This is a genomic window from Bacillus sp. WC2507, assembly GCF_052656125.1.
Genome location: NZ_JBQXPN010000001.1, coordinates 4,779,506 through 4,792,188, shown reverse-complemented (window position 1 = coordinate 4,792,188; position 12,683 = coordinate 4,779,506). Strand labels below are relative to the sequence as shown.

Genomic DNA, 12,683 nt, shown 5'->3' with positions numbered 1-12,683 from the left:
CTTATTTATAAATTGTTGACTTAAAGAACTATTGTAACTATAATGATTACAACTTGTGAATTAAGAATAAAATAATTTTAATATTTTTTTATAAAAGGTGTAACAAAATTGGTTACATCATGTGTAAAAAATGAATAAAAACGGGAGGAAGTAACATGCCTAAATCAAATTTAGAAATTATTCGAAGTACGTATGAAGGATCAGCTTCTTCGAATGCAAAACATTTAGTAGAAGCCCTCTCTGAAAAAGTAGAATGGACAGAGGCAGAAGGATTCCCGTACGGGGGAACTTATATAGGTGTAGAAGCAATAATGGAAAATGTATTTAGCCGATTAGGATCAGAATGGGATGATTATAAAGCGAGTGTAAATACGTACCATGAAGTAAACGGAAAAGATGTAATTATTGCTGAAGGTATATATTCTGGTGTTTATAAAGAAACGGGAAAATCATTTAAAGCAGAATTTGTTCATGTATGGCAACTTGAGAACGGAAAAATTGTGAAGTTTAAGCAGTATGTGGATAGTTATATTGTTAGGGAAGCGATGAAGGTTTAAAATGAAATAAGGAAACAAATGGAATCGACTGTGCCTAGGCGATTCCATTTGTTTATGTGATTATTAGGGGAATGGGGAGTACATAATATGAAGAAATGGATAATAGGGACAATTACCATGATTGTAATTGTGATAGGGGCTGTATTCGGTACTACTAAACTTCTTAATTATATAGAGGAAGAGGAGAAGAGTCTTAAAACACAAAAAGCAATGGGCCAACAGGAGAAGAAAGTTGAGGAAGAGAAGCCACAATTTAGTGAGGATGAAATTATTTCTACCATGCATAGGATGGTACATCAAAAAGTGAAATCCTCTGAAAAATGGGGATTTATTGAAATGACAAATAAGGAAATTATTAGTGCTAAGAAGGCAGTAGAAAGTAGTACAAATTTTAAACATAAATCAAAGCTACTTGCCACTTTAGAGCGTTGGGAGAAAGGGGATTTCTCACAAACGGTTGAGGAGCATAACTTTTTGTGGGAAATTCAAGGTGGTGATACTGGAAAGGCAACAGAACGTTTATCGCCAGAAGAAGAAAAGCAGTATGTGAAAGAAATGAAAGGTAAATAAAAAGATCACCACTTTGATGGCGATCTTTTTGATTAAGAATGTTTCCGCATTAAAGCTCTAGTGGGCTGAACCGTAACCGTTTTGAAATGAGAAAATAAATAACATCCTGTCACAACGATCATTGTCCCGAAAATTTGTATCCACGTTAGTTCTTCACCGAGGAAAAGGAATGCTAGAATAGCTGTGAAAATCGGATTGAAGTTTAGAAAAATCCCTGATGTTGTAGCTCCTAATTTTTGCACGCCAATATTCCAAAATACCATACAAAGAACTGTGGAAATAAGCCCAGTATATAAAAGTGATGTTATGAAAGAAGTGTTTATATTGGAAACAGTGAAGTTCCCTATGTTAAATGGCAGTAATAAAATAACGCCGAAAATACCAGAATATAATGTCGCCATAAGTGGTGTAGTTGTTTTTGTTGCCCACTTACTGCAAACAGAATACATTCCCCAAATACAAACTGCCGCAATCATCCATAAATCTCCGCTATTAAAATGTAGTGAAAATAAAAGTGCAAAGTTACCTTTTAATAGAACAAGAATAACCCCAAAAAATGAAAGAATCATGGATAGAATTTGAAGTGTATTTACTTTTTCTTTTAGAAATAATACTGAAAATAGTGCAATTGAAATTGCGTTCAATGTAGAAATAAGTCCTACATTTGTTGCGGATGTTTTTTCTAGTGCTAAAAATTGAAAAATGTTAAAAAGAGCGACCCCTGAAATCCCCATTAGTATTAAAGGAAGTATGGCAGCACGTGGTGGAATGATTTTCTTCTCTTTAAACCAAACCATCGGCAATAAACAAACGATGGCAATCATCCATCTTAAGTTTGTAAGTGTCATCGGCGACGCATGATCAACGAGTGATTTTCCAACGACGAAATTTCCTCCCCATAATAAACTCGTTAATAATAGTAAAAAGACATAAAAATAAGGCATACTAAAATCCCCTTTGTTGTAATCAATGTGAATTGTAAATAATTTTAGCATTTTTCTTCATTGTGTAATATATTCTTTTGTATAATGGTTAAAAGTCGATAAAATGTTTTGTTTTGAATATCATTTGCGGAAAAAAATTCAATTTTATGTAATTTATAAGGTGTATTTCCGAATAATCATCGGCAATAAAAAGGGGGAGTTTTGGTGGAGTCGTCTGTTATTAAAGTGTTAGATGATTTAGATGTACAAATTTTAGATATATTGCAGAAGGAGTCACATGTAAGTAATGCAGAGCTTGCGCGACGTGTTAATTTATCACCGGCTGCGATGCATGCAAGAATAAAAAGATTAGATGGAGAAGGGTTCATTGATAAGCAAGTAGCCATTCTAAATCAAGAAAAGCTTGGTTTTGATTTGTTATGCTTTATTTTTATGAGTACGAATATTCATCAATCGGATAAACTTGAAGTGTTGGAAAAAGAATTAGAGTCGATGCCGGAAGTATTAGAATGTCACTGCTTAACGGGAGAGTATGATTATTTATTAAAGGTTGCAAATCGTGATCGTAAAGAATTAGAGCAGTTTATTAGAAAGCTGAATAAGCTTGGTATTACAAGGATACAGACGAGTTTAGCACTTCGTGAAATTAAATATTCGACCGTATTGCCGATACGAAATGAGGAACCAAGCATCGATTAGATTGCTTGGTTTTTTGTTTGTGTAAGGTTAAGAAAAGTGATTGACGGGGAGAAAGGAGAGATGTATTATTATATAAAATTATGTATTAAAATTCAATTTAGGTTATAAATATTAATATCGGGGCAAGGGGATATAATATGAAAATCTTTAATGCAGTTACGAGTGATGTGAAAGAAATTTATAGTCTCATTGAAGCTTATGCAAAAGAGGGAGTGGTTTTACCGCGTTCTCTTTTATCTCTCTATCAATATTTACAATGTTTATATGTTATGAAGGAAGACGAGAAAATTGTTGGGGTTGCTGGTTTACATGTGTTAGGGGAGGATCTTGCAGAAGTTCGGTCGTTAGTCGTTTCGCATACATATGCAGGAAAAGGAATTGGACGTATGTTAGTGAACCATGTAATAAATGAGGCAGCGAAAATAAAAGTGAGTAGAGTCATTTCTTTAACATATGAAACGGAATTTTTTCAAAAGTGCGGGTTTGATTTTGTGAATAGAGAGGCGTTACCGGAGAAAGTATGGATTGATTGTAGACATTGTCCAAAAGTTGATCATTGTGATGAGGTGGCGATGATTCGATATGTTGGGTGAAATTTTCAGAGAGAAAAAAGTCCCACTATTATTTACGTAATAGTGGGCATCTATATTTTAGGGGAAATTAAGAACTTGAATTAGTTTTTCTTACTGCAAAATTAAAAATGGGGTTTTTAAGCTCATAGTTATAAGTATAACCATCGACAATCCCTACAACTTTATCACTGTCGTAAAGATCAAGCATAAATTGTGCCATTTGTTTTGCAGTGTGGAATTTCGGTACAACATTATTGTATTGGAACTCATCAATATCCAATGAACGTTTTGCAAATTCTGTTTCAGTTGCAGCAGGTGCTAAAACCTTTGCTTGCAGTTTTGCACCTTGTTCTTTCAATTCGTGAGATAAGCCTTCTGTAAATGCACTTACATAAAATTTCGTAGCGCAATACGTAACAGCATCAGCAACGATCGTGTATCCACCGCCTGATGAAACGTTAATAAGTTGTGTGCCATCAACCATTGAATAATCTCGAACGAAAAGGGAAGAGAGTATTGTTAATGCTTCTATATTTACATGTAACATCGTTTCAATTTTATTTAAGTTTTGTTCAGCAATTGAGGCGAAATTACCAAACCCTGCGTTGTTAATCCACGTTTCAATTTGAAAAGTTTGTAGGCTTTCATAAAGTTTATAAACATTTTCCGTGATAGATAAATCCGTTCTTCGAATGACAACATCCAATTCTGGATTCATTTCGTTAATTTTTAATTTTAATCCATCTAATTCTTCTTGTCTTCGAGCTACAAGTATTAAGTTCTTTCCGCGAGATGCAAAAGCTAAAGCTGATTCATAGCCAATTCCAGAACTGGCACCAGTAATAACAGTGTATTTCATATAAAATCCCCCTAAGTTCAAATGAATGTATTATGGTTAGATTGTATTTGTTAGAGTATACTCTAAGTCAAATGTTTTTTTATAAATTTGATAAGGCTATAAAATATATGAGGGTAAGCACGTGGAGGGAGTTAGAGTATGTATACAATTAGTGAGGTAGCTACATTATTAGGAGTGAGCACACATACACTACGTTATTATGAAAAGGAAAATATATTAATTGCAAATCGCGATACAAATGGGAATCGACTGTATGAAGAGTCACATATAAAGTGGTTGCAGTTTGTCATGAAATTAAAACAAACGCAAATGCCAATAGCGAAAATAAGAGAATACGCTAGGTTATATTTAGAAGGAGAGCATACGACTGAAGCTCGTTTACAGCTCCTAGAAGATCATAGGAGATCTATTCAGATTCAAAGAGAAAACTTAGTAACTACAGAAAAGATGCTTGAGAATAAAATTATTGCATATAAGGCCTCTTTGGAAAATAAATAGAAAACATAATCTGCTCCTTAGTTATATGATAAAAATGGATTTAATCTCACAGTGTGCTGGAAAATAAAAAAGAGCAGTTAGCAAAAGCTAACTGCTCGGTAAATTGGATGTGAAGATTTAGTGTTTATATTTTCATAGTAGATAAATTATGATTTCTTGAATGTAATTTTTTACTGAAAATCGCATCTTAATACAAGGTACATAAACGAAGAAGAGCCTGATATGGCTCTCAGGCTCTTCCCTCAATAGCAAAGAGTAAGTCTTTTAATTACTCTTCTCCTACATAATACACAAGATGTATTTGGATGTGTAGAACAAGAAATTCCAATATAATTATCCGAATATAGTGTTTAAAAATGAAAACTAGCTGATTTAAATAAGGAATTAAATTACAAATGTTGATTTATCGCATAACAGGAACCCATTTATATAAAATGAAGGTTAATAAAGTGATATTGCGATAATAAAATATGAAATATTGCATATCGAATTGTAGAACAAAAAAGTGAAATGGTAATTGAATAAATTAAACAGCTCATTACCGATTTAGAACGAAGAAAATCAGATCTAAAACGAATCTGAAATGACTTTTCGGGAATTCATGGCGAAGAATATCGTGATAGTATTGCATAAGCAAATATTTATTTTGGATCAAGTGAACATGCGATTGAATTGGATTATGAAAGATGAAAAATAAAAAGAGCAGCTAGCAAAAGCTAACTGCTCTATTAAAGGGATCTCTCCAAGGGGGAGTGGAGAAAATATTATGTTACTAGCAGTATTAACAGATTATTAGGAAATATACAAATCGGATGAAAGAAATTTTAAATAATCTTTTTGCATTGACAGTTCTTAAAATATTCATGTACAATATTTATGAATGACATTCAGTCATTTTTTCTGTGGAAGGATGTAGTTAGCTTGGAAATGGAAAGAATATAATGATAAATGAGGATGATAGCTGTTTTTATATAGTAGTGATTAAGGAGTATATTTTTTTAAAACAAAAATGACTGATAGTCAGTCATAAGAGGTGAGAGGTATGAAAAATAGAGCTTGGTTATATGTCATATTAACATGTATCTTTGAAATTTTTTGGGTGTTTGGTTTTAATACAGCCCATACTTGGTGGCATTGGATTATTATTTTAGGAGTTATCGCTGTTGATTTTCACTTTCTTTCTAAAGCGTGTGAACATCTTGCGACAGGGACTGTATATGCCATTTTTGCCGGAGCTGGTACGGTAGGTACTTTCTTAATGGATGTATTCCTTTTCGGCGGAAGTTTCAGCGTCGGAAAACTATTTTTTATCGTGATGGTTGTAGCTGGCGTTATCGGTTTAAAGCTAGCTGATAATAAAGAAGAAACTGTGGAAGGAGCTGCTTAAAGATGGGTTGGTTTTTCGTATTTTGTGCCGCAATTAGTGAAATAGTCGGTGTGATTGGTCTTAAAATGTATAGCAAAGATAAAACGTTAGCAAATGGAGCGCTTTATATAGGTGGATTTGCTACATCCTTCGCATTCTTGTATACATCTTTCTTATTCTTACAAGTAAGCGTCGCGTATGCGGTTTGGATTGGTATTGGAACAGCAGGTGCCGTTTTATTAAATATGTTCCTGTTTGGTGAGTCGAAAAGTAAAGCACGTATCATTAGTGTGGCTCTTATTGTATGCGGCGTGACAGGATTAAAGGCTCTGTCATAAAGGTATACTGCATCTCCTAACAAGTCGTTAGGAGATTTTTATTATAAAAAGTGCACGATAATTGACAGTATAGCTAGTTATTTTATAAAATGAGTGACAGTCATTCAATACGCGTGTGAAAGGGTTTAGATGATGAATAAAAAAGAGAAAATTGTCTATGCAGCTATTGAAGTGTTTCAGGAAAAGGGCGTTGAAAAAACGAAGATTTCTGATATCGTGAAATTGGCGGGCATTGCACAAGGAACTTTCTATTTATATTTTCCTTCTAAGTTATCTGTTATGCCTGCAATAGCAGAAGTGATGGTTGAAAAGATGATACTTGCAGTAAAGGAAAAAGTGCAAAATGATGCGCCTTTCTCAAGTAAAGTGACGCAAGTAATAGATGCGGTATTTCACTTTATAGAGGAATATCGTGAAATACAAGCTTTAATGTATGCGGGGCTTGCATCTACAGAACATATAAAAGAATGGGAAGCTGTGTATGAGCCTATTTATAAGTGGCTAAGCGAGTTTTTAAATGAGGCAAAAGAAGCTGGTGAAATTCGTGATTCGGTTCATGCAGAGCGAACAGCGAAGTTATTTATTGCTCTTGTTGAATCAGCAGCGGAACAAGTTTATTTATATGATCATAAAGATGATGAGCAAGTCGAGCTACAAAAGGCAGAAGTACTAGATTTTTTAACACATGCACTACATATAAAGAAATAGTGGGATGAACCTGTCTGAAAAGGTAGGTTCATTTTTGAGGAAAACTGAATGATAGTCATTCACCTAATGCTTATGTATGTGTGGAAGGATAGAGTGAAATTCTAATGGGTGGAGGCATTTCTACTCATGATTAGCCCACAAATAGCAGGATAAAGAAAAAGCTTCTTAGGCATTTTTTTGAGAGGAACTTACGGGAAGAGGTGTTAAAAGTGAAGAAACCGATAAAAGAACAAAAGATGGTATTGGTCATTCTTTTGAGTAATATATTTATCGCTTTTTTAGGGATTGGATTAATCATTCCGGTTATGCCGTCCTTTATGAATGATATGGGTTTAACAGGGAAGACGATGGGATATCTCGTTGCAGTGTTTGCAATGGCTCAGCTTATTGCTTCACCTATTACAGGCCGGTGGGTCGACCTTTATGGTAGGAAGAAAATGATCATCATTGGATTATTTATTTTTGGTGTTTCAGAGCTTCTTTTTGGTTTAGGAACAGATGTATGGATGCTCTATGCAGCGAGGGTGTTAGGCGGAATTAGTGCTGCGTTTATTATGCCTGGTGTTACGGCATATGTTGCGGATATTACATCTATGCAGGAACGTCCAAAGGCGATGGGATATTTATCTGCTGCGATTAGTACCGGCTTTATTATAGGACCTGGAATTGGCGGATTTATTGCAGAATACGGTATACGTGTGCCGTTCTTTGTAGCTGCAGCAATTGCTTTTATAGCATGTGTAATTTCTATCTTTATTTTAAAAGAACCGTTAACAAAAGAAGAGCTTGCAGAGATTTCTGCTAATACGAAAGAATCAAGTTTTATTGGTGATTTAAAGAAATCTTTACATCCAATGTATGCAATTGCATTTATTATCGTATTTGTACTTGCTTTCGGTTTATCGGCGTATGAAACTGTGTTTAGCCTGTTTTCTGATCATAAGTTTGGTTTTACACCGAAAGATATTGCGGCAATTATTACAATTAGTTCAATCTTTGGGGTAGTTGTGCAAGTATTTATGTTTGGCAAATTAGTCGACATGTTCGGTGAAAAAGTGTTGATTCAAATATGTTTAATTGTAGGTGCGGTATTAGCGTTCGTTTCAACTATAGTCTTTAATTATTGGATTGTACTTCTTGTTACTTGTTTTATTTTCCTAGCATTCGATTTACTGCGTCCAGCTTTAACGACGTTTTTATCAAAAGCAGCTGGAAAAGAGCAAGGATTCGTTGCTGGTATGAACTCGACTTATACGAGTTTAGGAAATATCGCAGGACCAGCGATGGGCGGAATATTATTTGATATGAATATTCATTATCCATATGCATTTTCAGGAGTTGTTTTAATAGTTGGTCTCGGTATTACATTTATGTGGAGAGAGAAGCAACTAGCTGAAAGTTTTGCGAAGTAATCAAACCCCTTACGACGGTAAGGGGTTTTTGTTTTATAAATTTAATCCAAACCGTTTTAATTCAATAAAAATCCCCTCTAATTGCTTTCCTTTATCCGTTAATGTGTACTCTACACGAGGCGGAACTTCTGGATATACTTTTCTCGTTATAATGCCTTGAGATTCTAATTCTTTTAGTCGAAGCGATAATGTTTTCGGACTAATCCCGTCCATTGATTTTTGCAAATCACTAAAGCGTAATGTTCCTTCGATAAGAAGGTCACGAATAATTAAAAACGTCCATTTTGTACGAATTACATCAAGTGTTTTAGCGATAGGACAAGGTATGCCAGGTAAACCTTTCGTTAATTCAACTGGATCTATATTGTTCATGGAACTAGCCTCCATAAAATTTTTTTGAATGAATTTGCTTTATAGTATCACAAAACTATACTTTTGGTAACTATATGAAAAAAATATCACTACTTCCATATAGGAAGTTAGTACATATACAATAGCAATAAGAAATATAAAGGGTTTGTATGAGGGGGAGGTGATTTTCATGGAGATAAAAAAGTTGTTTGGGTTCCTTAGTTTGTTTGTTATTTGTATTGTACTTGTAGCATGCGGCGGGGAGCAAAAAACTGAAGTCCAGTTATTAAAAGAAATGCCACAGCCAAAAGCAATGACAATTGATCCTTCAATCAGTAAAAAGGAAGCGATCGAAATGGTTCATGCCGCGCAGCGTTTTTACGCATTTTGGGATACAGGTAAAGAGGAGCTTATTCCGCAGACTGTTGCTGAAAATTTTTTCGATAATACATTGCCGAAAGGGCGACCACAAGGCACGGAAGGATTAAAGTTTGCGGCACAAAATTTTCGTAAAGTTGTGCCTGATATACATTGCGAGATTGAGGATTTATTAGTCGTTGGAGATAAAGTAACAGCTCGTCTTTCTTTTACAGGAACGCATAATGATAAGAAAATCAATTTTTTTGCAATTGATATTTTACATGTGAAAGACGGAAAGATAACAGAAGACTGGCATTTAGAAGATAATCTTACGCTGAAACAGCAACTTGGGTTAATAGCTGAGGAATAAAATAAGGGAGAGAAAAGCGATGGAAAATATATTGATTATAAATGGACATGAAAAATACGGTACGAAAGAAGGGCGATTAAATAGAACGTTAGTGGATCATATGGTAACGGTATTAAGCGAGAATCATCATGTGAAAACAACAACGATTCAAGATGACTACAATATGAAAGAAGAACAAGAGAAGTTTTTATGGGCGGATGTTGTAATTTATCAAACACCGATTTACTGGTTTAGTGTACCGGGCTTATTTAAAACGTATATGGATGAAGTATATGAATACGGTTTGTTCTTTAAAGGTGCTGATGAATATGGAACAGGTGGTTTATTAAAAGAGAAGAAATATATGTTCTCTACAACTTGGAATGCACCTGAGAAAGCATTTGGAGATAAGACGAAGTTCTTTGAAGGAGAAAGTTTAGAATCAGTGCTTAGTCATTTACATCGCGTGCAAAAGTTTCTCGGTATGAGTCCGTTAAAGAGTTTTGCTTGTTATGATGTGGTGAAGAATCCAAATATCGAGCAATATTTATTGAACTTGAAAGATCACTTAGATGGAGTAATGAAATAATAGTTTGGATCTGTATGTGAAGAAGGTACTACTAAGGATGTAGTACCTTCTCTTTCATGAAATACGTTGAAAATCTTTACTTATACAGGACTGTTTTAGCTTTTTTGATTTGATTAAATGTTTTATATCAGAGATGTTATCGTATGAAAGCTGAGTATGATAATAGTTAATGTACTCAAGTAATGCAAAAATATAAACAAATAGAGTGAATGATAGCCCGCCTAAAGGTAAGTGGGGATACCAAATTACAAAATCAATAGTAAACGTAATAAATCCCGTGATAATGAATAATATATTTATCTTTTTAAGTACTTTTAAATATTGAATCATTCTAATAGGCGTAACAGATGTTTTCTCTTTTTTTAGTCGTTTCCACTTTACGTACCAGTAAAGTGTTCCTTGTAATAAGATAAACTCTAAAAGAAGAAATGAGACCCAAAAAGAATATAGGGAATATAAATGTAACGTAGGATAAGCATAATTAAGTAAGTAACTTGTGAAAATAAAAGTAATGACTGAAAATAATTCACCTGTGTATAGATAGGAAAGTCTTTTTTCTAGGTTGCGTTTCATGGTTCTTCTCCTTTTATCCCGCATTAACGGGCAGTAAGACCCCCACCTCAAAATTCAGCGGAAGCAAAGAAATTAGGTGGGGGTCGGGCTGCCCGTAAAAGCCCCATTGGTGAAGGCTAATAATCAGTGGGGATGAACAAAACCCTCACTGATTAAAGTTTCACTTTATAAAAACTCACATTTTAATACGTGGATGGCTGTATCCATAACTTCGCAAAATTTGCCCAGCCGAATGAATCAATTGTTACGTTTTTCAAAGAAGAAGGGTATGTTTTTCTTTTTAAAACGTGATAGTTAAATAAAATGATGTGTTCTGCTTGTAAAAATTCTTCGATCTCATACATAAGCTTATAGCGCTTCTCTTTATTTTCTTCTAATAAAAAGGTATCAAGTAAACAGTTAATTTGGTTTCCATAGTGTGAGTCCATGAACCGATTTACGAAGCAACTTTTATTTTTAAATACATTTAAGAATGCAAGTTCATGATCAGCAGCAAACACTTCTCCCATGAAAATAATATCGGCATGTTTATCAATAGAACGATCCATATAATCTGAAACGAGAAATGGATGAAGTTCTACGTGTACTCCTAATTGTTCACACCGTTCTTTTAGGAAATATGCGTCATTTGCACTATCTTTAAATGCGAAGAAGTAAATATGTATCGTTTCTCCATTATAGGTGCTCTTGTTTACATACTCTTTCGCTTTTTCTAAAGAGTAGGACCTTTTAGAAGCTTGGCGACTCCTTTCAGGGAAAAAGCTGGATGCAGAAATTGTTCGTCTACCCTCTATGTTACGAAGTATCGTTTCAACATCATATAGTTCTCTCCAAGCTTTTCGAAAGTAAATGTCGTGATGAGGGCCAGGTTTGGTAAAGTTGAAGCTAGCATAAATACAACCTATTTCCTCTATTTGTATATCATGCCTTTCATTTTGCTCTTCATTTGGTAGTTCATAATCAGCATCTATTTGTACATGATCAGGAATACCCCAAAATTCAATACGGTCTAATAACGCGCGCTCTTTAAAATAATGAGTGAACGCTTCGAGTACGATATTATCTTCAGAGTAATGAGCAAGTTTGAAAGGTCCAGTACCTATATAATGATGATTTTGAATACTCGCATCACGCGGCAAAATTGCTAGTTGCATGGAACTAACATAGTGTAAGAAAAAAAAGTTGGGTTTTGCTAAATGAAATCGAATTTGCAGTGGTGATGGTGTTTCAATTTGAACAATTTCTTCTGTTAACCATTCGAAAGGAGATTGAACTTGTTTTAGTCTTTCAAATGAAAATTGTACATCTTTAGAAGTTAAAATTGTTTCGTTATGAAAATATATATCTTTTCGTAAATAAAAGGTCCACGTCAGCCCGTCTTCACTTAATTCCCACGTATGCGCAATGTGTGGTTCCATTTTTTCAGTAACATCGTTATAAACGACTAACGTGTCAAAAATCTGACTCGTAAGATGGCTCTCCGTAGTTACAGCCACAAAGGCCGGATCTAATGGGAATATCTTTCTCGATATAGGAATCTTTAATATATCGTACATATCGTTTGAAGGTTCGTATCCAAAATGATGATGCAGTTTATTTTCTATCTTTTTTTGAAGTGCAAGAGGTAGGGGTTCTTTTAAAAGAAGAAAAATATCCTTTAACTTTTCTTGCGTTAACAGTTCATCTGTATAGGATTCAATCGCTTCTAGGAAACTATGCGCAAATTTAATTTCCGTTTTATTCCCGCGGCCTCGCCCTGGAGTCCAGTGAATTAATTGTTCCTCGCTCATTTTCTTTAATAAAATCTTTACGTTTTTCGTACTGCAATATAAAACATCCGCTAATTCTTGTAAGCTATTTCGGATATGTTGTTGATCTTGTGCGTGTAATCTTAACCGAATGTAATAGTCCATAATCTTCATGCATATACACTTCCTT

General features: G+C 34.4%; 16 protein-coding genes. 11 read left to right on the top strand and 5 right to left on the bottom strand.

Annotated elements, in window-relative coordinates:
- Positions 1–155: 155 nt before the first annotated feature.
- Positions 156–557, top strand: a complete 402-nt coding sequence (locus ACUN28_RS25255; protein ID WP_016089191.1) for a nuclear transport factor 2 family protein — start codon at positions 156–158, stop codon at positions 555–557.
- Between the two features lie 87 nt (positions 558–644).
- Positions 645–1,127, top strand: a complete 483-nt coding sequence (locus ACUN28_RS25250; protein WP_016089190.1) for a PRK06770 family protein — start codon at positions 645–647, stop codon at positions 1,125–1,127.
- A 32-nt stretch (positions 1,128–1,159) separates the two neighbouring features.
- Here ACUN28_RS25250 and ACUN28_RS25245 read toward each other — a convergent pair whose 3' ends face one another.
- Positions 1,160–2,071 (bottom strand): DMT family transporter, encoded by a 912-nt coding sequence (locus ACUN28_RS25245; RefSeq protein ID WP_016089189.1) that lies wholly within the window; start codon positions 2,069–2,071, stop codon positions 1,160–1,162.
- A 204-nt stretch (positions 2,072–2,275) separates the two neighbouring features.
- Between ACUN28_RS25245 and ACUN28_RS25240 the strand changes: the two genes are divergently transcribed.
- Positions 2,276–2,770, top strand: coding sequence for an Lrp/AsnC family transcriptional regulator (locus ACUN28_RS25240; protein WP_016089188.1), 495 nt, complete (start codon positions 2,276–2,278; stop codon positions 2,768–2,770).
- Positions 2,771–2,907: 137 nt separating this feature from the next.
- Positions 2,908–3,363 carry an N-acetyltransferase gene (locus ACUN28_RS25235; protein WP_016089187.1) on the top strand — a complete coding sequence of 152 codons (456 nt, stop codon included), beginning with the start codon at positions 2,908–2,910 and terminating at the stop codon, positions 3,361–3,363.
- A 67-nt stretch (positions 3,364–3,430) separates the two neighbouring features.
- On the opposite strand, the gene ACUN28_RS25230 is transcribed toward ACUN28_RS25235, so the two are convergent.
- Positions 3,431–4,201: an SDR family NAD(P)-dependent oxidoreductase gene (locus ACUN28_RS25230; RefSeq protein ID WP_016089186.1), complete on the bottom strand. Its 771-nt coding sequence runs from the start codon at positions 4,199–4,201 to the stop codon at positions 3,431–3,433.
- 138 nt (positions 4,202–4,339) lie between these two features.
- Here ACUN28_RS25230 and ACUN28_RS25225 point away from each other — a divergent pair, with 138 nt between their 5' ends.
- The 5 genes from ACUN28_RS25225 to ACUN28_RS25205 all read left to right on the top strand — a co-directional run bounded on the left by ACUN28_RS25225 (position 4,340) and on the right by ACUN28_RS25205 (position 8,523).
- On the top strand, positions 4,340–4,699 hold the full coding sequence (locus ACUN28_RS25225; RefSeq protein WP_016089185.1) for a MerR family transcriptional regulator: 360 nt from the start codon (positions 4,340–4,342) through the stop codon (positions 4,697–4,699).
- 1,042 nt (positions 4,700–5,741) lie between these two features.
- Positions 5,742–6,086, top strand: coding sequence for a DMT family transporter (locus ACUN28_RS25220; RefSeq protein WP_016089184.1), 345 nt, complete (start codon positions 5,742–5,744; stop codon positions 6,084–6,086).
- Between the two features lie 2 nt (positions 6,087–6,088).
- Positions 6,089–6,403, top strand: coding sequence for a DMT family transporter (locus ACUN28_RS25215; RefSeq protein ID WP_000539674.1), 315 nt, complete (start codon positions 6,089–6,091; stop codon positions 6,401–6,403).
- Positions 6,404–6,532: 129 nt separating this feature from the next.
- Positions 6,533–7,111, top strand: coding sequence for a TetR family transcriptional regulator (locus ACUN28_RS25210; protein ID WP_016089183.1), 579 nt, complete (start codon positions 6,533–6,535; stop codon positions 7,109–7,111).
- A 209-nt stretch (positions 7,112–7,320) separates the two neighbouring features.
- On the top strand, positions 7,321–8,523 hold the full coding sequence (locus ACUN28_RS25205) for an MFS transporter (protein ID WP_016089182.1): 1,203 nt from the start codon (positions 7,321–7,323) through the stop codon (positions 8,521–8,523).
- A gap of 33 nt (positions 8,524–8,556) precedes the next feature.
- Here the strand turns inward: ACUN28_RS25205 and ACUN28_RS25200 are convergent, their stop codons facing one another.
- Entirely contained in the window at positions 8,557–8,895 is a 339-nt protein-coding gene (locus tag ACUN28_RS25200; protein WP_016089181.1) for a winged helix-turn-helix transcriptional regulator, read from the bottom strand.
- A 169-nt stretch (positions 8,896–9,064) separates the two neighbouring features.
- On the opposite strand from ACUN28_RS25200, the gene ACUN28_RS25195 reads away from it, so the two are divergent.
- Together ACUN28_RS25195 and ACUN28_RS25190 are read left to right on the top strand one after the other, a co-directional pair.
- Positions 9,065–9,604 (top strand): ester cyclase, encoded by a 540-nt coding sequence (locus ACUN28_RS25195; RefSeq protein ID WP_016136526.1) that lies wholly within the window; start codon positions 9,065–9,067, stop codon positions 9,602–9,604.
- A 19-nt stretch (positions 9,605–9,623) separates the two neighbouring features.
- On the top strand, positions 9,624–10,172 hold the full coding sequence (locus ACUN28_RS25190) for an NAD(P)H-dependent oxidoreductase (RefSeq protein WP_445423426.1): 549 nt from the start codon (positions 9,624–9,626) through the stop codon (positions 10,170–10,172).
- Between the two features lie 54 nt (positions 10,173–10,226).
- On the opposite strand, the gene ACUN28_RS25185 is transcribed toward ACUN28_RS25190, so the two are convergent.
- Both ACUN28_RS25185 and ACUN28_RS25180 read right to left on the bottom strand, forming a co-directional pair.
- Positions 10,227–10,745 (bottom strand): hypothetical protein, encoded by a 519-nt coding sequence (locus ACUN28_RS25185; RefSeq protein ID WP_016089178.1) that lies wholly within the window; start codon positions 10,743–10,745, stop codon positions 10,227–10,229.
- Positions 10,746–10,927: 182 nt separating this feature from the next.
- Positions 10,928–12,667 carry an SgrR family transcriptional regulator gene (locus ACUN28_RS25180; protein WP_016089177.1) on the bottom strand — a complete coding sequence of 580 codons (1,740 nt, stop codon included), beginning with the start codon at positions 12,665–12,667 and terminating at the stop codon, positions 10,928–10,930.
- Between the last annotated feature and the right edge of the window lie 16 nt (positions 12,668–12,683).

Bases quoted from the DNA above. Each gene is read 5' to 3' on its own strand.
- ACUN28_RS25230 (WP_016089186.1), bottom strand. From the start codon at position 4,201: ATGAAATACACTGTTATTACTGGTGCCAGTTCTGGAATTGGCTATGAA.
- ACUN28_RS25190 (WP_445423426.1), top strand. From the start codon at position 9,624: ATGGAAAATATATTGATTATAAATGGACATGAAAAATACGGTACGAAA.
- ACUN28_RS25210 (WP_016089183.1), top strand. From the start codon at position 6,533: ATGATGAATAAAAAAGAGAAAATTGTCTATGCAGCTATTGAAGTGTTT.
- ACUN28_RS25215 (WP_000539674.1), top strand. From the start codon at position 6,089: ATGGGTTGGTTTTTCGTATTTTGTGCCGCAATTAGTGAAATAGTCGGT.
- ACUN28_RS25220 (WP_016089184.1), top strand. From the start codon at position 5,742: ATGAAAAATAGAGCTTGGTTATATGTCATATTAACATGTATCTTTGAA.
- ACUN28_RS25235 (WP_016089187.1), top strand. From the start codon at position 2,908: ATGAAAATCTTTAATGCAGTTACGAGTGATGTGAAAGAAATTTATAGT.
- ACUN28_RS25245 (WP_016089189.1), bottom strand. From the start codon at position 2,071: ATGCCTTATTTTTATGTCTTTTTACTATTATTAACGAGTTTATTATGG.
- ACUN28_RS25185 (WP_016089178.1), bottom strand. From the start codon at position 10,745: ATGAAACGCAACCTAGAAAAAAGACTTTCCTATCTATACACAGGTGAA.
- ACUN28_RS25200 (WP_016089181.1), bottom strand. From the start codon at position 8,895: ATGAACAATATAGATCCAGTTGAATTAACGAAAGGTTTACCTGGCATA.
- ACUN28_RS25255 (WP_016089191.1), top strand. From the start codon at position 156: ATGCCTAAATCAAATTTAGAAATTATTCGAAGTACGTATGAAGGATCA.
- ACUN28_RS25180 (WP_016089177.1), bottom strand. From the start codon at position 12,667: ATGAAGATTATGGACTATTACATTCGGTTAAGATTACACGCACAAGAT.
- ACUN28_RS25225 (WP_016089185.1), top strand. From the start codon at position 4,340: ATGTATACAATTAGTGAGGTAGCTACATTATTAGGAGTGAGCACACAT.
- ACUN28_RS25250 (WP_016089190.1), top strand. From the start codon at position 645: ATGAAGAAATGGATAATAGGGACAATTACCATGATTGTAATTGTGATA.
- ACUN28_RS25195 (WP_016136526.1), top strand. From the start codon at position 9,065: ATGGAGATAAAAAAGTTGTTTGGGTTCCTTAGTTTGTTTGTTATTTGT.